Source organism: Falsiroseomonas sp. E2-1-a20 (genome assembly GCF_051433195.1).
Lineage (GTDB): Bacteria > Pseudomonadota > Alphaproteobacteria > Acetobacterales > Acetobacteraceae > Falsiroseomonas.
The window spans coordinates 127,711-144,417 of the sequence record NZ_JBHMFT010000001.1 but is presented as its reverse complement, the minus strand read 5'-3'; the positions used below and the strand labels follow the sequence as shown (position 1 = coordinate 144,417).

The following is a 16,707-nucleotide window of genomic DNA, read 5'->3' as shown; positions in this document are numbered from 1 at the left end:
GATGAGCCCGGAGGGCCTCCACGCGGAGGATACCGCGCCGATCTCACGCATCGTGGCGGAGGTCGCGGCCGCCTTCCCCGGCGAGCGCATCAGCCTGGGCGAGATGGCCGAGGCCTTCGGCGACCGCGCCTTCGGCATGCTGCTGCTGCTGCTGCTGCTGCCCGGCCTGCTGCCCGGCATGGCGAGCGTCTTCGGCACGCCGCTGCTGATCCTGGGCGTGCAGATGGGGCTGGGGCTGACGGTGCCGAAGCTGCCGGGCATCCTGGCGCGCCAGACCATCAAGCGGTCCGACCTGCTGCGGCTGGCCTCGGCCTCCTCCAAGGGGCTCGGCCGGATCGAGCGCTACGTGAAGCCGCGGCCGGGCTTCTTCACCTCGCCGCTCGGCGAACGCATCATCGGCTGGCTGACCGCCTATGTCGCCATCATGCTGATCCTGCCGGGGCCCGGCACCAACGGCCCGCCGGCCTTCGGCAACATCGTCATGGCGCTCGGCCTGATCGAGCACGACAGCAGGGTGACGGGCTGGGGCGTGGCGCTGACGGTGCTCGGCTGCGTCTTCGCCACCGCCGTCCTGGGGGTGCTGGGCTGGCTGGGGGTCAAGGCGCTGGGCTGGATGATCTGAAGGAGGCTGGCACGGCCGGGTGCGGTCCGCTGCCGCGGCCCCGGCCGGCTACGCCGTCCGCCTCGGGCGGTCGAGCCGGTCAGGCCGCCTTCTTCCGCGCCCGGCGCGGCTTCGATTCGGCGGCCGAACTGCCCGCATCCGCCACCGCTTCCTTGCCCTCCAACGCCGAGAGGAAGCGCCGGCACCAGACGCTGGCCGAGTTCGCCTTGACCGAGGCCCACATGCGGCTCCAGCGATCCAGCCGCTCATCCGCCGGCATGTCCATGGCGACGTCCAGCGCCTCCGCGATGTCGTCGGGGTCGAGCGGGTTGACGATCAGCGCGCCGTCCAGTTCGCCCACCGCGCCGGCGAAGCGCGACAGCACCAGCACGCCGGGGTCGGCCGGGTCCTGCGCCGCGACGTATTCCTTGGCGACCAGGTTCATGCCGTCGCGCAGCGGCGTGACCAGGCCGATGCGCGCCACGCGCATGAAGCCGGCGATGGTCGGGCGCGGCACGGCGCGGGTGATGTAGCGGATCGGCGCCCAGTCGGGCTCCGCCATCTGGCCGTTGATGCGGCCGACGCCCTCGTCCAGCTCGCGCCGCAACTGGCGGTACTGCGCCACGTCGCCGCGGCTGACCGGGGCGACCTGCAGGAAGGTGATCTTGCCGCGATGCCTGGGAAAGCGTTCCAGCATGGCACCGAAGCCGGCGATGCGCTGCGGCAGGCCCTTGGTGTAGTCCAGGCGGTCGACTCCGATGGCGAGCGACCGTCCGGCGAGCGATTCCTGCAGCCGCACCACGTCCTTCGAACGCACGCGTTGCGCCGCAAGCTGCGCGAAGCCCACGGCATCGATGCCGATGCCGAAAGCACCGACGCGAATCGCGACATCGCCCTTGCCGATCGCGATCAGGGCGCCGCGCAGGTTTTCCGCATCGTCTTCCGTCTGCACGCCGATGGCATCCACCGCCACCAACGCTTCCAGAAGCTTCTCGGCATGCGGCAGGCCGTTGAACACCGCGCGCGGCGGGAACGGCACGTGCAGGAAGAAGCCGATGCGCTGCCTGCAGCCCAGCGCCCGCAACTCGGCCGCCATCAGGAACAGGTGGAAGTCGTGGATCCAGACCACGTCGTCCGTCTGCAGCAGCGGTGCCAGCGCCTGCGCGAAGGCGGTGTTGACGTGCTGGTAGCCGGCGAAGTCGCGCCGGTCGAAGCGGGCGATGCCCAGGCGGTAGTGCAGCACCGGCCACAAAGCGGCGTTGGAGAAGCCCTGGTAGTAGTGCTTGTAGTCGTCATGCCCCAGGTCGACGGTGGCGTAGGTGGTGGTGCCGTGGCGGGTCAGCGCAGCCTCCGTACCCGTCGCGTCCGCGGTGCGGCCGGACCAGCCGAACCAGACGGAATCGCGCTTCGCCAGCGCATCCTTCATCGCAACGGCCAGGCCGCCGGCGGTCGCCCCGCTTTCCTTCGGGTCCGGCACGCGGTTGGCGACGATGACAAGCCGGCTCATGCCGCGAACCCCTCATCCGTGGCTTGCTGGACCGGCGCCTGCTCGAACCGGTGATCCAGCGCCGCCAGCCAGTCACGGAACACTGCGGGCGAGCCGAAGCGGTCCTGCAGGCGCAGGCCGAGGCCGCCCGCGGCACGCGCCACGGCCATGCCGGCCTCATCCGTCACGTCATCGCCGACGAAAACGGGCAGCCGGCCGGCGAAGGGCGCGCGGGCCATCAGCGTGGACACCACGGTGCCCTTGGAGACGCCGCCCGGCGTGATCTCCCACGCCATGTGCGCCGGCAGCAGCACGAAGCTGTCCGGCGCTTCCGCCACCAGCGATTCCATCAGCGCGCCGGCCGGGCCGCCGGCCTGCGGCGCCTGGCGGTAATGCAGCGCGAAGCCATGCGCCTTCTCCTCGACGAAGGCACCGGGGAAGGCGGCCACGAAATCCTCCGCCCGCGCGCGCCAGGCGGCCGGCACCTGCGGCAGCACCGGCTGTTCCACCGGGCCGCCGGGGGTCAGGCGCAGCGCCGCGCCGTGGTTGCCGGCCTTGGCGATCGCAACCGGCAGGAAATGGTCGAGGTCGGCGAGCGGGCGGCCGGAGACGATGGCGAGCGCGCCATCCAGCCGCGCCGACAGGCGCTCCAGCAGCGCTGGAAGCTCCGGTGGCACCAGCACGGCCTCCGGACGTTCGGCGATGTCCACCAGGGTGCCATCGAAATCGAGGAAGAGCGCGGCGTGCGCGTGGGGGAAGTCTTGCATGCGGCCTTCTAACACGTTGTATGCGTTCCGGTGCGCAGGCGGTCGCGCGATCGTGAGCACAATCGACCATAATGCCGCAATGCGGACGCCATCGTGCTGTGCTGGCGTCATACTTCCGTCACGGAGCCCGACATGCCCGACATTACTGTTGCGACGTCCCGCACGACCGTCAGCCGCGCGGAGGATGCCACCTTCGACCAGGGCCTTCGCGCCTTCTTCGCCTACCGCGACCTGGGCGTGAAGCAGGCGACGGGCGGGGCCTTCGGCGCGCATGTCATCCGCGCCGTGCCGGGCACCGGGGCCGCGCCCCAGTGGCATACGCACGACCTCGGCTTCCAGTTCGTCTACGTGCTGCGCGGCTGGGTGACCTTCACCTACGAGGATATCGGCGAGGTCACCTTCCGCCCCGGCGACAGCGTGGTGCAGCCGCCGATGGTGCGGCATGTGGAGGTCGCGCATTCGGACGACCTGGAGCTGCTGGAAATCACCTCCCCGGCCGAATTCGCAACCGCCTTGGCCGGTTCCCCTTGAGCCCGATCCACGCTAATCTCCGCGCCGCGCGGGCGTGGTGGAACTGGTAGACGCGCCGGACTCAAAATCCGGTTCCGAGAGGAGTGTCGGTTCGATTCCGACCGCCCGCACCAGGATTTGCGCCCGGCAGCAGGCAGGAGCATCGCCCATGGGCGCCACGGACCGCCTCGATGCCCTGGCCGCGCTGGTCGGCCCGGCGCAGGTGCTGACCGCGCCGGAGGCCGTTGCCCCCTATTCCTGCGACTGGAGCGCGCGTGACCACGGCACGCCGCTCGCCGTGCTGCGCCCCGGCACCACGGCGGAGGTTGCCGCCTGTGTCGGCCGGCTCGCCGCCTGGGGCCTGCCGATGGTGCCCTCCGGCGGCCGCACCGGGCTGGTCGGCGGGATGACGCCGGCGGATGGCGCCGTCGTCATCAGCCTGGAACGGCTGAACCGCATCCGCGACGTCGATGCCCGCGACATGAGCCTGGTCGCCGAGTCGGGCGCCACCGTGCAGGCGGTGCAGCAGGCGGCGGAGGCGGTGGGCCGGCTGTTCCCGCTGTCCTTCGGCGCGGAAGGCAGCGCCCAGCTCGGCGGCGCGCTGTCGACCAATGCCGGCGGCATCCGCACCATCCGCTGGGGCAATGCCCGCGACCTGGTGCTGGGGCTGGAGGTGGTGCTGCCGGATGGCCGCGTGCTTCACGATTTGCGCCGCGTGCGGAAGGACAATTCCGGCTACGCGCTGCGCCACCTGTTCATCGGTGCGGAGGGCACGCTGGGCCTGATCACCGCCGCCGCCCTGAAGCTGGCGCCGCCGCTGCGGGTGCGGGAGACCGCGCTGGCCGCAGTCGCCTCACCCGCCGCGGCGCTGGCCATCCTGGAGGGGTTGCAGGCCGACGGCGCGGAGCTGGTGGCGTTCGAGCTGATCAACCGCGAGATCATGCAGAACGTGGCGAAGCACGGCGCGCGGGTGCGCATGCCCTTCGCGCTGGAATCGCCCTGGTACGTGCTGGTGGAACTCGGCACCGGGGCACGGCAGGCGGATCTGCGGACGCCGCTGGAGGCTGCCCTGGCCGAGTGCCAGGACGCCGTGCTGGCGGAAAGCGAGGAGCAGCGCCAGGGCCTCTGGCAACTGCGGGAGATCACGCCGGAAGCCAACCGGGCGGAGGCGCCGATGGAGAACTACGACGTCTCCGTGCCGGTCTCCGCGGTCCCCGCCCTGCTGGACCGCGTCGCGGCGCTGATCGCGGCGCGCTGGCCGGAAGGGCGGCTGATCGCGGTCGGCCATGCCGGCGACGGCAACATGCACATCAGCGTCATGGCGCCGCGCGGCACGGCGCGGGAGGCCTGGCGCGCCCGCATGAAGGGCGGCGATGTCGCGGTCCACGCGCTGGCGGTTGAACTCGGCGGCAGCTTCAGCGCGGAACACGGCATCGGCCGCGCCAAGCTCGACGCCATGGCGACGCTGAAGGACCCGGTGGCGCTGGAGCTGATGCAGTCGGTCAAGCGGCTGATGGACCCGCGCGGCCTGATGAACCCGGGCAAGCTGCTGCCGGCTATGCGGTAGCCTCGAGCAACGGGCGGCGGGAGGCGCAGAAGCCCTCCACCACCGCCAGGAAGCGCGTCGTCTCCGCCTCCCCCACCGGCAGGCTCAGCGCCACCATGCCGCGGCGTGCCAGGTAGATTCCGTCCCGCATCAGGTCGAGGAAGAACAGCTCGCGCAGCGCCTCCTCCCCCGGCGTCGAATCGTAGGGACGCTCGATCGGGCCCGCGCGGAAATGCGGCTGGATCATGCTGCCGATGCCGGTGAATTGCAGCGCCACGCGATGCCGGGTGGCGATCGCGTTCAGCGCCTCCCGCAGCGCGTCGCCACGGGCGCGCAGCGCCTCGGCCGCCTCCGCGTCGAAGATCTCGCCCATCGCCACCAGGCCGGCGGACATCGACAGTACGTTGTTGTTGAAGGTGCCGCCATGCGGCAACGCCTTGGGATGCGCCGGGTCGTAGACCGACATGATGTCCGCCCGGCCGCCGAAGGCGCCGAAGGACATGCCGCCGGCGATGTATTTCCCGAGCGTCGTCAGGTCCGGCAGGATGCCGTGCAACTGCTGCAGGCCGCCGGCGGTGTGGCGGCTGGTCATCACCTCGTCGAAGGTCAGGACGATCCCGTGTTCCGTCGCGGCCTGGCGCAGCGCCGCCAGGAATTCGTGGCTGGCCGGGATGCAGCCGCCGCTGCCCAGCATCGGCTCCAGCAGGATGCAGGCCAGGTCCGCCGCATGTTCGCGGATCAGCGCCAGCGCGCCATCCGTGTCGTTGTAGCGGGCCAGCACGACCGGGAAGGGCGCGTTCACGGCGTGGTGGGTGCCGCCGATGAAGGTCAACTGCCCGCCATGGTAGCCGCCCTGCATGGCGAGCACCTTGGACCGGCCGGTGAAGGCGCGGGCGGCGGACAGCGCCATCAGGTTCGCCTCGGTCCCGCTGTTGGTGAAGCGCACCAGCTCCACCGAGGGAAACCGGGCGCAGAGGATGGCGGCGAAGGCGGCCTCCCGTTCCCCCGCCGCCGCCAGGTTCAGGCCACGGCCGATGGCGGCCTCCAGGGCCTTGATGATGCGGGGCTCGGAATGGCCGAACAGGCCGGCGGTGTATTCGCCGCAGAGGTCCAGGTAGTCGTGCCCGTCGATATCCCGCAGGTGGCAGCCCTGGCCGCTCTCCATCGCCGTCGGGAAGGGCGAGTAGTGCAGGGTGGACCGCGTATTGCCCCCGGGCATCACCTGCCGCGCCCGGGCGTAGGCTGCGGCGCTGTTGGGGCGGGCGGCGGCATAGGCCTCCCGGGCTTCGGCCAGCGCGGCGTCCAGGTCCGTGTTGCGCGGGGCGGGGGCGTCGAGCGGGGCCATGGCGGAACTCCTCGGGGCCGGTCGTCGGGAAGGCCGGGCATCATGGCGAAGGCCGCGCGCTCTGGACAGGGCGGCCGGATCGCGCGATGAGGCGCGCTTGTCCCGCCGCCGCCCCGGAGCCTGCTCCCCATGACCTCCCCGGTTTTTGACCGTATTGCCGATATCATCGCCGAGAACAGCGAAGTGGCGCGGGAGTCCATCACGCCGGGCGCGCATGTCATCAACGACCTGGGCATCGACAGCCTGGACTTCCTGGACATCGTCTTCGCCATCGACAAGGCCTTCGGCATCAAGGTGCCGGTCGAGACCTGGACGCAGGAAGTGAACGCCGGCACCGCCCCGGCCGAGCAGTACTTCGTCATGGGCAATCTGGCCCAGCGGATCGAGGAACTGGTGGCGGCGAAGCAGGCCAAGGCCTGACGCGCCCCGATCCAGGCTGAGGGACGCAGCGGATGCGCCTGGAATACTTCCAGATGGTCGACCGCGTGGTGACGCTCGGTGCCGACCACATCGTGGTCGACAGCACGGTGCCCGACGCCAGCCCGGTCTTCGAGGGCCACTTTCCCGGCTACCCCATCGTCCCCGGCGTGTTGCTGGTGGAAACCATGGCGCAGACCGCCGGCTGGCTGCTGCTGGCCATCGAGCGGATGCAGCGCATGCCCTTCCTGCTGAAGGTGAAGTCCGCCAATTTCCGCGGCTTCGTCGGCCCCGGCACGGCGCTGCGGGTGGAGGCCACGCGCACCCATGACGGGTCCGGCTATGCCGTCGCGGAGGCCCGCATCCTGGCCGGCGGCAAGCGCATCGCCGATGCCGAGATCACCTTCCGCATCATGCCCTTCCCGGCCGAGGCGCTGCGGGAGGCGATGACGGCAACCGCCCAGCGCATCGGGCTGCCCGCCTATGCCTGAGATCTGGATCACCGGCATCGGCCTGGTCTCCCCGGCCGGCGAGGGGCGGGAGGCGCACCGCGCCGCACTCGCCGCCGCCACCCCGGCGCCGGTGGACCTCGACAGCCACGCCCCCTTCCCGCTCCATCCCGGCCCGGCGCTGGAACTGGATCGCCAGATCCCGAAGAAGGGCGACCAGCGGCAGATGGAGCCCTGGCAGCGCCTTGGCACCTATGCCGCCGGCCTGGCGCTGGACGACGCCAATGCCCGGTCCTTGGTCGCCGACATGGACCTGATCGTCGCGGCCGGCGGCGGCGAACGTGACCTGGCGCTGGACGAAAGCGTGCTGGCGGCGCTGGCCGGCCTGCCGCCGGCGGACGCGGCGACTCAGTTGAACGCGCTGCTGGCCGGCGGGCTGCGGCCGACGCTGTTCCTGGCGCAGTTGTCCAACCTGCTGGCCGGCAACATCTCCATCGTCCACCACGTCACCGGCGCGTCGCGCACCTTCATGGGGGAGGAACAGGCGGGCGCCGACGCGGTGCGCATCGCGGCGGTGCGGCTGGCGGAGGGGCGTGGGCAGATCGCCCTGGTCGGCGGCGGCTTCGTGGCGCCGCGCTGGGATTTGCTGGTGCTGTATCATTCCGCCGGGCTGCTGCGGCACGGCGCCGGCTTCGCCCCGGTCTTCTCCCGCGATGACGCACCTGGTGCCATTCCGGCCACCCTCGGCGCCTTCCTGGTGCTGGAGACGGCGGAGAGCGCGCGGGCGCGTGGTGCCCGGGGCCTGGCGCGGATCATGGGCGTTGAATGCGAGCAGGCGCGGCGCAACGAGGGCGACACCGCGGCGGATGCTGCGGCCCGTGCCTTCGGCCGGCTCGGCATGCCGCCCGGGCCGCTCACCGTGCTGTCCGGCGCCACCGGGGCCGCCGGCGCGATGGCGGCGGAGCGTGCGTTCCTGGTCGGCCTCGGCCGCGAAGTGACGCTGCGCGCCGCCGGCAACCGCGTCGGCTGGGGCTGCGAGGCCGGCTTCCCGGCCAGCTTGGCGCTGGGTGCGCTGATGCTGGCCGAGGGCATCACCCTGCCCGCGCTGGAGCCGGCGGAGGCTCCGATGGACACGGCGCCGCGCGACCTGCTCGTCACCGGCTTCGGCGCCTGGCGCGGAGAGGCGCTGGCGCATCTGCGGGCGATCCCGGCGGAGGATCAGGCTTGAGCGACCTTGATCACAGGGGCCGGCCCATCGTCGCCGTCACCGGCCTCGGGCTGGTCACGCCGCTCGGCTTCGGCGTGGCGCACAACTGGGCGGCGCTGCTCGCCGGCACCTCCGGCATCCGCCGCATCACCCGCTTCCCGACCGACCACCTGCGCACCACCATCGCCGGCACCGTGGACCTGCCGGAGGAAGCGGGCGGCAAGCCGCTGACGGCGACGCCGCGCGTCATGCGCATGGCGGAGATGGTGGCGGAGGAAGCGCTGGCCGAAGCCGGCTTCGACCCTGGCCACTTCCCCGGCCCGCTGATGCTCGGCATGCCGCCGGTCGAACTGGAATGGCCGCACCGCTTCGAACTCGCACGCCGCGTGGCCCCGGCGCCGGCGCTGTACCCGGCGCTGACCCAGGCGGCGACGGGCTGGGACGACCTGTACCGCCACGCCGCCTTCGCCAGCGTCGGCGAACACCTGGCCGCCCGCTTCGGCACATCCGGTGCCCCGATTGCCTTGACGACCGCCTGCGCCACCGGCGCCTCGGCCATCCAGCTCGGCGTCGAGGCGATCCAGCGTGGCGAGACGCAGGCGGTGCTGGCGATCGGCGCCGATGGCACGGTGCAGCCGGAGGCGCTGATCCGCTTCTCCCTTCTTTCGGCCCTGTCCACCCGCAACGACGACCCGACCGGCGCCTCCCGCCCCTTCGAGAAGCATCGCGGCGGCTTCGTGATGAGCGAGGGCGCCGCCTGCCTGGTGCTGGAGAGCCTGGCCCATGCCCGCGCGCGGGGCGCCCGCATCCTGGGCGTGGTGCGCGGAGCCGGGGAGAAATCCGACAGCTTCCATCGCACCCGGTCGAACCCGGATGGCAGCGCCGTGATCCGCGCCATGCGCAACGCGATCGAGGATGCGGGGCTGGCGCCTTCCGACATCTCCTACGTCAACGCGCATGGCACCGGCACGCCGGAGAACGACAAGATGGAGAACTTCGCGATGCGCGCCGTGTTCGGCGAGGCGGCGCCGCCGATCTCCTCCAACAAGTCGATGATCGGCCATACGCTTTCGGCCTCCGGCGCCATCGAGGCGGCGTTCAGCCTGCTCGCGATCCGCGACCAGGTGCTGCCGCCGACCATCAACCATGTGGAACCGGACCCGGCCATCACGCTGGACGTGGTGCCGAACGTGTCACGGGAGGCGCGCGTGACGCATGTGCTGTCGAACAGCTTCGGGTTCGGCGGGCAGAATGTGTGCCTGGTCCTGAGTGGAGCTTCCTCCTGATGCGCGCGCTGCGGCTGCATGGCGACCGTGACCTGCGGCTTGAGGAGATCGAGCCGCCGCCGCCACCCGGCGAGGGCGAGGTGCAGTTGCGCATCCGTGCCATCGCGCTGAACCACATCGATGTCTGGGGCTGGCGCGGCATGGCCTTCGCGCAGCGCACGCTGCCGCTGGCGGTCGGTGCCGAAGCATCCGGCGAGGTGGCGGCCGTGGGCCCGGGCGTCACCGGCTGGCGCGTCGGCGACCGTGCCGTGCCCTATGGCGCGCGCACCTGCGGGCATTGCGACGCCTGCCGTGAGGGGCGCGACAATTTCTGCGAGAACGTCTCCGGCGTCGCCGGCTTCCATGTCGATGGTTTTGCGCGGGAGCTGGCGAACGTCCCGGCACGGCTGCTGGTGCGCGTGCCGGATGGCGTGGGCTTCGAGGAGGCCGCCTGTTCCACCGTCACCTTCGGCACCGTCGAGCACATGCTGTTCGACAACGCGCAGTTGAAGCCGGGCGAGACCATCCTGATCCAGGCGGCGGGTTCGGGCATCGGCTCGCTCGCCATCCGCGTCGCCAAGGCGATCGGCTGCACCGTCATCGCGACGGCCGGCGACGACGAGAAATGCGCCAAGGCCGCGGCCCTCGGCGCCGACCATGTGGTGAATTATTCCGAGAAGAACTTCTCCACCGTTGCCCGCCGCGTCACCGGCAAGCGCGGCGTGGACGTGGTGTTCGAACATGTCGGCGCCACCACCTGGGCCGGGTCACTGCTGTCGCTGCGCATGGGCGGGCGGCTGGTGACCTGCGGCAGCACCTCCGGCGTCTCGGCCGAGACCAACCTGATGATGATCTTCCAGCGCCAGCTCCGCATTTTTGGGAGTTTCGGCTGCGCCATGCGCAATGTGGGCGACGCGCTGGGCAAGATGGCGGGCGGCATCCTGCCGGTGCTGGACACTGTGGTGCCGCTGGAGCGTTTCACCGAGGGCCTGGAACGGCTGGAATCGCGCCGCGTCTTCGGGAAGATCGTGGTGAAGTTCTGAGATGGGTCGCCGCGCGGATGAAGCCCTGGCCGCGCTGGTCCGTGGCGGCTTCGCCCTGGTCCGCGCGCTCGGCCCGGACCGTGCCGGGGCGATCGGCGCGGCGGTGGCGCGCACCCTCGGCCCGCTGACCTCGGCCAACCGCATCGCGCGGGAGAACATCGACGCGGCCTTCCCCGAGAAGACCGCCGCCGAACGCGCCGCGATCCTGCGCGAAAGCTGGGAGAATCTCGGCCGCACCGCCAGCGAATACGTCCATCTCGGCGACCTGTGGGACTTCGACCCGGCCCGCCCCAACACCGGCCGGATCCTGCTGGACGAGGCCAGCATGGCGCGGTTCGAGACACTGCGGGATGACGGGAAGCCCGCCATCATCTTCGCGGCCCACCTGGCGAACTGGGAATTGCCCGCCGTCGCCGCACTGCGCCACGGCCTGCCCTCCGCCGCACTGTACCGCACCCCCAACAACCAGGCCGTCGCCCGCGACATCCTGGCGCTGCGCCGCGGCGTGATGGGCGCGCTGATCCCGGCCGGCCCCGCCGCGCCGATCCGCATGATGGAGGCCCTCGATGAGGGCCTGCACCTCGGCATGCTGGTGGACCAGCGCTTCGGCAGTGGTCCCAAGGTCCGCTTCTTCGGGCGGGAGGCGACGGCCATCCCGATCCTCGCCCGCCTGGCGCGGCGCTTCGACTGCCCGATCCACGGCGCCCGCGCCATCCGCCTGCCCGGCGGCCGCTTCCGGCTGGAACTGACGGAAGCGGTGGAGCTGGTGCGCGACGGCAAGGGCCAGGTGGATATCCAGGCCGCGACGCAGCAGGTGAACGACATCGTCGAGGGCTGGATCCGGGAGTACCCTGGCCAATGGCTGTGGCAGCACCGCCGCTGGCGGATGTAGTCAGCCCAGCGTGCCGGTCCGGTACAGCGTCACCCGCAGCCCGCCATGCGGCACCGGCGCGCCGGGCGGCAGGAAGGGCAGGCGGGTTTCGCGTGCCAGCCTGGAGTCGGCGGTGACGAGGCCGACGCGCCAGCCGGCGAAGCGGCTCATCAGCACCTGGCCGAAGGCGCGGTACAGCGGGACGAGATCCGTCCCCTCCCCCATCCGGCTACCATAGGGCGGGTTGACGATGACCAGCCCAGGCGGCCCCTCCGGCGGCGTCAGGTCGCTGATCGGCGCCTGGCGGAACGCGGTGAAGTCCGCGACGCCGGCGCGTTCGGCATTGGCGCGGCACATCTCGATGGCGCCGGCATCGCGGTCGCTGCCATGGCAGCGCGCCACCGGCACGCGCCCGCTGCGCACCGCGCGCATCGTCTGCCAGGCCTCGGCCTCGAAGGTGGCAAGCTGTTCGAAGGCGAAGGCGCGGGACCGGCCCGGGTTCAGCCGCGCGGCGATCTCGGCGCCCTCGATGACGAAGGTGCCGGCGCCGCACATCGGGTCGACCAGCGGTTCCGTGCCGTCATAGCCGCAGGACAGCAGGAACAGGGAGGCCATGGTCTCCCGCATCGGCGCCGGGTTCACCGCCTGCTTGTAGCCGCGCTTGTGCAGCGGCTCGCCGGAGGTATCGACGCTGATGGTGCACTGGTCGTTCTCAAGCCGCACCTGCACCAGCACGCCATCCTCGGACTGCCCATTGGCCATCGGGGCGCCGAGCGTTTCGCGAATCGCGGTCTCGATGCGCTGGGCGGCGGCACCGGAATGGTAGATGCGGGACTTGGCGCAGGACGCCTCGACGCGGAACGGCACGTCGGCCCGCAGCACGCCGGCCCAGTCCACGCGACGCGCCTTCTCGTCCAACTGGGCAAGATGCACCACGCGGAAATCCGCGATGCGGGCCAGCACGCGGCTGGCGCCGCGGACCCAGAGGTTGGCGCGCCACACTTCCGGCCAGCCACCCTGGATCACCACGCCGCCCGGCACCGCCTTCGGTCGCTTGAAACCCTTGCCGCGCACCTCCTCGAACAGCGCGGGCTCCAGGCCGGGCGCGGTGGCGAGGAAGATCTCGAAGGTGTCGCTCACACGTTGAACCGGAACAGCAGGACGTCGCCGTCCTTCACCACGTATTCCTTGCCCTCGACGCGCATCTTCCCGGCTTCCTTGGCGCCCTGTTCGCCGCCGAGCGAGACGTAGTCGTCATAGGCGGTGGTCTCGCACGCGATGAAGCCGCGCTCGAAATCGCCATGGATGACGCCGGCCGCGCCGGGCGCCTTGGTGCCGCGGGTGATGGTCCAGGCCCGCGTCTCCTTCGGGCCGACCGTGAAGTAGGTGATCAGGCCGAGCAGCTCGTGGCCGGCGCGGATGATGCGGTCCAGGCCGCTGTCTTCCAGGCCGAGCGATTCCAGGAACTCGGCGCGGTCGGCCTCGGCCATCATGCTGATCTCCGCCTCGATGGCGGCGGAGACGATGACGGCCTTGGCGCCCTGCGCCTTCGCCATCTCGAACACCTTGGCCGAATGGGCGTTGCCGGTGGCGGCGGAGGCTTCCTCGACATTGCAGACATACAGCACCGGCTTGCTGGTCATCAGCTGCAGCCGGCGCACCGCCTCCTCCTCCCCCTTCGGGATGGCGGTGCGGGCGGCGCGGCCGGCGGTCAGCGCGGCCAGGATCGGCTCGATCAGCGCAAGCTGGGCCGTTGCTTCCTTGTCGCCGCCGCGGGCGCGCTTGGTCAGGCCATGGGCGCGCTTTTCCAGGCTGTCGAGGTCGGCGAGCATGAGCTCGGTCTCGACCGTCTCGGCATCCCGCACCGGGTCGACATTGCCCTCGACATGCGTGACGTCGTCATCCTCGAAGCAGCGCAGCACGTGGATGACGGCGTCGACCTCCCGGACATTGGCCAGGAACTGGTTGCCCAGACCCTCGCCCTTGGAGGCGCCGCGCACCAGGCCGGCGATGTCGACGAATTCCAGGCTGGTCGGGATGATCTTCTGGGACTTTCCGATCTTGGCGAGGACGCCCAGGCGCGGGTCCGGGACCCCGACCCGCCCGACATTCGGCTCGATCGTGCAGAAGGGGTAGTTCGCCGCCTGGGCGCTGGCGGTTGCCGTCAGCGCATTGAAAAGCGTGGACTTGCCGACATTGGGCAGGCCGACGATGCCGCAGTTGAAACCCATCGTGTTCTCGTTCTCAGGCCGGGTCGCGCGCCAGCAGCGTGCAGAGGTCGGCGGCAAGGGTGGAGGCGGCGATGCGCGCCGCCGCGTCATCGGTGCGGAAATCCAGCGCGGCGGAGCGCAGGAAGGGCGCCAGGGTGGCCGGCGGCAGCCCGACCTTCTTGGCGGCGTCGGCGATCCGCGCCGCCTGTTCGGCCGGCGGGCGGCTCTCCGCCAGCAGCGCCGCCGCATCCAGCGCGAGGGCCGCGCGGACCGCGGCTTCGCCGGCGGTGTGGATCACCATGCGCTGGCGCCTGACGTCGGAGACGGCCTGGACCGGGCCGGGCGTGGCGGTCGCGACCAGGGCGGCGGCGGCTTGTGCCAGGCCCTGCGCCTCCCGGATCAGGCCGGCGGCCAGCGCGGCGGCGCCGTTGGCGAAATCCTCGGGGCCGGGGCCGCCGAAATCGCCGTCGAAGATGCCCTCATCCTGCTGCATCCGGCCTATCCTTCCTGGGTCAACAGCGCGACGCGCGTCATGAAAGCCTCGTGCTGCCCGCCTGCCAGCAGGGGTGCGGCATCCGCCACGGCATCCAGCAGCGGTTCCACCCAGGTTTCCACCTTGGCGAAGTTGCCGAGCACATGGCCGGTGACGCGGTCCTTGTGGCCGGGGTGGCCGATGCCAAGGCGGACGCGCCAGAAATCCGCATTGCCGAGCGCGCGCTGCATGTCGCGCAGCCCGTTATGCCCGGCCGTGCCGCCGCCCTTCTTCACCCGCAGCTTGCCGGGCGCGAGATCCAGCTCGTCGTGGAACGCCCAGATATCGGCGGAGCCGAGCTTCAGGAAGGCGGCGGCCTGCTGCACCGCGTCGCCACTGGCGTTCATGTAGGTTTCCGGCTTCAGCGCCAGAACCTTCTGGCCACCGAGGATGCCCTCCGCCACCTGGCCCTTGAAGCGCTTGCGCCAGGAGGAGAAGCCGTGCTTCCGCGCGACGGCATCCATCGCCATGAAGCCGATGTTGTGGCGCTGCTTCGCGTGCTCGGACCCCGGATTGCCGAGGCCGACCCAAAGCAGCGCCATGCCGGATTACTTCTTCTTGGCGGGTGCCGCGGCCTTGGCGGCCGGGGCCGCGGCGGCGGCAGCCGGCTTGGCGGCCGCCTTGCCCTTGCCCTTCACCGGCTCCGGCGCCGCGACCACGACGGGGGCGAGTTCCTCGTCCACGGTCGGCGCGGCGATGGAGGCGATCATGAAGTCGCGGCCGACGATGCCGGGGCGCGCGCCGAAGGTGTCCTTGATGGAGGACCAGCGCAGGCCGTCACCGATCTTGGCCTCGGCCAGGTCGATCTCGAACTGCTCCGGCACCCGGTCGGTCTCGGCAAGGACCTCGACCTCGCGGCGGACCACGTTCAGCACGCCGCCGGCCTTGATGCCGGCCGAGGTATCCTCATGCAGGAACACCACCGGCACGCGCACGCGGATACGGGCGCCCGGGGCCACGCGCTGGAAGTCGATGTGGATGGGGCGATCCGTCACCGGGTGGAACTGCACCTCGCGCATGATGGTGCGCTCGGTCGGGCCGTCCTTCACGACGACCTCGTACAGATGCGACTGCCAGCCGCCCTTGGTGAGTTCCTTCATGATGTCGCGCGGGTCGAAGGCCACCAGCGTCGCCGCCTGCTTCGCACCATACACCACACCGGGGACCAGCCCCTCCCGCCGGGTCGCGCGCGCTGCCCCCTTACCTGCATCTGCGCGCGCCACGGCTTCGATCCGCACTGTCTGGACCATTGCCAGGCTCCTTCAAGAATGAATGCGCCCTGCCTGTTGCCAGGGCGGGCGCAAAGAAAATGCGCCGGCCTCCAGGGGTGCCGACGCAGCGGGGACGCCTAGCCGATGCGCGGTCGGGAAGCAAGGCCGCGCGAGGTTGCAGGGACCGCCGAGGCGGCCCCTGCGATGTGGTTCAGCCGGTCTGCTGGATCGCCGACAGGCGCCATTCCTCGCCCGGGAAGCGGGTGTAGGTCAGCAGTTCCGTCACGGTCTGGCGCTCCGTCGGATGGCCTTCGACCACCTTGCCGGAGGCGTCCGTGGTGACGTCCACCATGGAGTAGCGCATGGCCACGGTGGCGAAGTGGCGGTTCTCCTCCTGCCACGCCTCGGACAGGTCGCCGGCTTCCAGCTTCGTGTCGCTGGTCACGTTGGTCCAGCCACGGGCGCGCAGGTCCTTCAGGTCCTGGGCGAAGTAGTTGGTCATCTCCGACGTCGACAGGCGGCGCAGCGCCTCCAGGTCCTGGCGCGACCAGGCCTCGTTCACCGCGTGCAGGTTCTGCTCGAAGGCCTGGTAGTCGGCCTCGCCGATCTGCAACGGCTTCGTCTCCACGGCCGGGGCGGCGGCGGCCGCACCCATGGCACCGCGGGGAGCGGCCATCCCACCGGTCATCGGGCGCGGCGCCCGGTCCTGACCCTGCCGGCCCTGGCCCTGCATATCGCGGGCATAGGCCTCCGGCGCGCCGGCCGTGGCGGTGCGGCGGCTGCGGATCAGGCGCATGACGAACCAGATCACGCCGCCGATCAGCGCCACCTGCAGCAGCAGGCCGAGGATCGAGGCGAAGCCGCCCAGGCCGCCGAACAGGCCGGCGCCCAGGATCATGCCGAACAGGCCGGCGCCGAGCAGGCCGCCCATCAGCCCGCCGCGCATGCCGCCGCGTGCCGCGGCCGCGGCCCCGGTGGCGGCCGTCGCGCCAGCGGCAGCGGCGGCCGGCGCCTGCTGCGTGCGCTGCATCGGCTGTGCGGCGCTGGGCGCCGTGGTGGTCGGAGGCGGCGCCTGGTAGGTGCGGGCGCCGCGGCTGCCGGAGGAGAAGCCGCCCCCGCGGCGCGCTTCCGCGAAGGCGGGGGCGAGCGCCAGCGCCACGACGGCGAAGGCGGCGAGGATGGATGCTTTGCGGCGCATGATGAGGTTCCGTGGCTCCAGCTTGGATTTCCTGGCGGTAATATAGGGA

Annotated in this window: 18 protein-coding genes and 1 tRNA gene; 10 read left to right on the top strand and 9 right to left on the bottom strand. The window is 71.4% G+C overall.

Annotated elements, in window-relative coordinates; genetic code table 11:
• The first annotated feature begins 1 nt into the window (after position 1).
• Positions 2-622 (top strand): exopolysaccharide biosynthesis protein, encoded by a 621-nt coding sequence (locus ACFHPP_RS00690; protein WP_437161340.1) that lies wholly within the window; start codon positions 2-4, stop codon positions 620-622.
• A gap of 79 nt (positions 623-701) precedes the next feature.
• Here ACFHPP_RS00690 and ACFHPP_RS00685 read toward each other — a convergent pair whose 3' ends face one another.
• Positions 702-2,108 carry an alpha,alpha-trehalose-phosphate synthase (UDP-forming) gene (locus tag ACFHPP_RS00685; protein ID WP_437161339.1) on the bottom strand — a complete coding sequence of 469 codons (1,407 nt, stop codon included), beginning with the start codon at positions 2,106-2,108 and terminating at the stop codon, positions 702-704.
• Positions 2,105-2,854, bottom strand: a complete 750-nt coding sequence (gene otsB / locus ACFHPP_RS00680; RefSeq protein ID WP_437161338.1) for a trehalose-phosphatase — start codon at positions 2,852-2,854, stop codon at positions 2,105-2,107. The genes ACFHPP_RS00685 and otsB overlap by 4 nt, the downstream gene beginning before the upstream one ends.
• 132 nt (positions 2,855-2,986) lie before the next feature.
• Between otsB and ACFHPP_RS00675 the strand changes: the two genes are divergently transcribed.
• The 3 genes from ACFHPP_RS00675 to ACFHPP_RS00665 all read left to right on the top strand — a co-directional run bounded on the left by ACFHPP_RS00675 (position 2,987) and on the right by ACFHPP_RS00665 (position 4,931).
• Complete coding sequence (locus tag ACFHPP_RS00675; protein ID WP_437161337.1) at positions 2,987-3,385, top strand: cupin domain-containing protein; 399 nt, start codon at positions 2,987-2,989, stop codon at positions 3,383-3,385.
• A 28-nt stretch (positions 3,386-3,413) separates the two neighbouring features.
• Positions 3,414-3,498, top strand: a tRNA-Leu gene (locus tag ACFHPP_RS00670).
• Between the two features lie 35 nt (positions 3,499-3,533).
• The gene (locus ACFHPP_RS00665) at positions 3,534-4,931 is read left to right on the top strand and encodes an FAD-binding oxidoreductase (protein WP_437161336.1); all 1,398 of its coding nucleotides are present in this window, start codon (positions 3,534-3,536) and stop codon (positions 4,929-4,931) included.
• On the opposite strand, the gene ACFHPP_RS00660 is transcribed toward ACFHPP_RS00665, so the two are convergent.
• Positions 4,921-6,255: an aspartate aminotransferase family protein gene (locus ACFHPP_RS00660; protein ID WP_437161335.1), complete on the bottom strand. Its 1,335-nt coding sequence runs from the start codon at positions 6,253-6,255 to the stop codon at positions 4,921-4,923. The genes ACFHPP_RS00665 and ACFHPP_RS00660 overlap by 11 nt on opposite strands.
• 129 nt (positions 6,256-6,384) lie before the next feature.
• Here ACFHPP_RS00660 and ACFHPP_RS00655 point away from each other — a divergent pair, with 129 nt between their 5' ends.
• Genes ACFHPP_RS00655 through ACFHPP_RS00630 form a run of 6 tightly spaced genes read left to right on the top strand, consistent with a single transcriptional unit; the run spans position 6,385 to position 11,528 of the window.
• The gene (locus ACFHPP_RS00655; RefSeq protein WP_430669826.1) at positions 6,385-6,675 is read left to right on the top strand and encodes an acyl carrier protein; all 291 of its coding nucleotides are present in this window, start codon (positions 6,385-6,387) and stop codon (positions 6,673-6,675) included.
• Positions 6,676-6,707: 32 nt separating this feature from the next.
• Positions 6,708-7,163, top strand: a complete 456-nt coding sequence (locus tag ACFHPP_RS00650; protein ID WP_437161334.1) for a 3-hydroxyacyl-ACP dehydratase FabZ family protein — start codon at positions 6,708-6,710, stop codon at positions 7,161-7,163.
• Positions 7,156-8,349: a beta-ketoacyl-ACP synthase gene (locus ACFHPP_RS00645; RefSeq protein ID WP_437161333.1), complete on the top strand. Its 1,194-nt coding sequence runs from the start codon at positions 7,156-7,158 to the stop codon at positions 8,347-8,349. Before ACFHPP_RS00650 ends, ACFHPP_RS00645 begins: the two co-directional genes overlap by 8 nt.
• Complete coding sequence (locus tag ACFHPP_RS00640) at positions 8,346-9,614, top strand: beta-ketoacyl-ACP synthase (protein ID WP_437161332.1); 1,269 nt, start codon at positions 8,346-8,348, stop codon at positions 9,612-9,614. The genes ACFHPP_RS00645 and ACFHPP_RS00640 overlap by 4 nt, the downstream gene beginning before the upstream one ends.
• Positions 9,614-10,636, top strand: a complete 1,023-nt coding sequence (locus ACFHPP_RS00635; protein WP_437161331.1) for a zinc-binding dehydrogenase — start codon at positions 9,614-9,616, stop codon at positions 10,634-10,636. The genes ACFHPP_RS00640 and ACFHPP_RS00635 overlap by 1 nt, the downstream gene beginning before the upstream one ends.
• Position 10,637: 1 nt before the next feature.
• Positions 10,638-11,528 (top strand): lipid A biosynthesis lauroyl acyltransferase, encoded by an 891-nt coding sequence (locus tag ACFHPP_RS00630; protein WP_437161330.1) that lies wholly within the window; start codon positions 10,638-10,640, stop codon positions 11,526-11,528.
• Here ACFHPP_RS00630 and ACFHPP_RS00625 read toward each other — a convergent pair whose 3' ends face one another.
• From ACFHPP_RS00625 to ACFHPP_RS00600, 6 genes are all read right to left on the bottom strand, one after another.
• Positions 11,529-12,647: a THUMP domain-containing class I SAM-dependent RNA methyltransferase gene (locus tag ACFHPP_RS00625; RefSeq protein WP_437161329.1), complete on the bottom strand. Its 1,119-nt coding sequence runs from the start codon at positions 12,645-12,647 to the stop codon at positions 11,529-11,531.
• Positions 12,644-13,738 carry a redox-regulated ATPase YchF gene (gene ychF / locus ACFHPP_RS00620; protein ID WP_437161328.1) on the bottom strand — a complete coding sequence of 365 codons (1,095 nt, stop codon included), beginning with the start codon at positions 13,736-13,738 and terminating at the stop codon, positions 12,644-12,646. Before ychF ends, ACFHPP_RS00625 begins: the two co-directional genes overlap by 4 nt.
• A gap of 13 nt (positions 13,739-13,751) precedes the next feature.
• Positions 13,752-14,210 carry a hypothetical protein gene (locus ACFHPP_RS00615; protein WP_437161327.1) on the bottom strand — a complete coding sequence of 153 codons (459 nt, stop codon included), beginning with the start codon at positions 14,208-14,210 and terminating at the stop codon, positions 13,752-13,754.
• Positions 14,211-14,215: 5 nt separating this feature from the next.
• Entirely contained in the window at positions 14,216-14,791 is a 576-nt protein-coding gene (pth, locus tag ACFHPP_RS00610; RefSeq protein WP_437161326.1) for an aminoacyl-tRNA hydrolase, read from the bottom strand.
• Between the two features lie 6 nt (positions 14,792-14,797).
• Positions 14,798-15,499, bottom strand: a complete 702-nt coding sequence (locus ACFHPP_RS00605; protein ID WP_437161325.1) for a 50S ribosomal protein L25/general stress protein Ctc — start codon at positions 15,497-15,499, stop codon at positions 14,798-14,800.
• Between the two features lie 172 nt (positions 15,500-15,671).
• A complete protein-coding gene (locus tag ACFHPP_RS00600) occupies positions 15,672-16,658 on the bottom strand; it encodes a Tim44 domain-containing protein (protein ID WP_437161324.1) in 987 nt (328 codons plus the stop codon).
• Between the last annotated feature and the right edge of the window lie 49 nt (positions 16,659-16,707).

What these genes read in the sequence shown, in the direction of transcription:
- ACFHPP_RS00645 (WP_437161333.1), top strand. Translation starts at nt 7,156, where the DNA reads ATGCCTGAGATCTGGATCACCGGCATCGGCCTGGTCTCCCCGGCCGGC.
- ychF (WP_437161328.1), bottom strand. Translation starts at nt 13,738, where the DNA reads ATGGGTTTCAACTGCGGCATCGTCGGCCTGCCCAATGTCGGCAAGTCC.
- ACFHPP_RS00650 (WP_437161334.1), top strand. Translation starts at nt 6,708, where the DNA reads ATGCGCCTGGAATACTTCCAGATGGTCGACCGCGTGGTGACGCTCGGT.
- ACFHPP_RS00660 (WP_437161335.1), bottom strand. Translation starts at nt 6,255, where the DNA reads ATGGCCCCGCTCGACGCCCCCGCCCCGCGCAACACGGACCTGGACGCC.
- pth (WP_437161326.1), bottom strand. Translation starts at nt 14,791, where the DNA reads ATGGCGCTGCTTTGGGTCGGCCTCGGCAATCCGGGGTCCGAGCACGCG.
- ACFHPP_RS00630 (WP_437161330.1), top strand. Translation starts at nt 10,638, where the DNA reads ATGGGTCGCCGCGCGGATGAAGCCCTGGCCGCGCTGGTCCGTGGCGGC.
- ACFHPP_RS00615 (WP_437161327.1), bottom strand. Translation starts at nt 14,210, where the DNA reads ATGCAGCAGGATGAGGGCATCTTCGACGGCGATTTCGGCGGCCCCGGC.
- ACFHPP_RS00685 (WP_437161339.1), bottom strand. Translation starts at nt 2,108, where the DNA reads ATGAGCCGGCTTGTCATCGTCGCCAACCGCGTGCCGGACCCGAAGGAA.
- ACFHPP_RS00600 (WP_437161324.1), bottom strand. Translation starts at nt 16,658, where the DNA reads ATGCGCCGCAAAGCATCCATCCTCGCCGCCTTCGCCGTCGTGGCGCTG.
- ACFHPP_RS00605 (WP_437161325.1), bottom strand. Translation starts at nt 15,499, where the DNA reads ATGGTCCAGACAGTGCGGATCGAAGCCGTGGCGCGCGCAGATGCAGGT.
- ACFHPP_RS00665 (WP_437161336.1), top strand. Translation starts at nt 3,534, where the DNA reads ATGGGCGCCACGGACCGCCTCGATGCCCTGGCCGCGCTGGTCGGCCCG.
- ACFHPP_RS00690 (WP_437161340.1), top strand. Translation starts at nt 2, where the DNA reads ATGAGCCCGGAGGGCCTCCACGCGGAGGATACCGCGCCGATCTCACGC.
- ACFHPP_RS00675 (WP_437161337.1), top strand. Translation starts at nt 2,987, where the DNA reads ATGCCCGACATTACTGTTGCGACGTCCCGCACGACCGTCAGCCGCGCG.
- otsB (WP_437161338.1), bottom strand. Translation starts at nt 2,854, where the DNA reads ATGCAAGACTTCCCCCACGCGCACGCCGCGCTCTTCCTCGATTTCGAT.
- ACFHPP_RS00635 (WP_437161331.1), top strand. Translation starts at nt 9,614, where the DNA reads ATGCGCGCGCTGCGGCTGCATGGCGACCGTGACCTGCGGCTTGAGGAG.
- ACFHPP_RS00655 (WP_430669826.1), top strand. Translation starts at nt 6,385, where the DNA reads ATGACCTCCCCGGTTTTTGACCGTATTGCCGATATCATCGCCGAGAAC.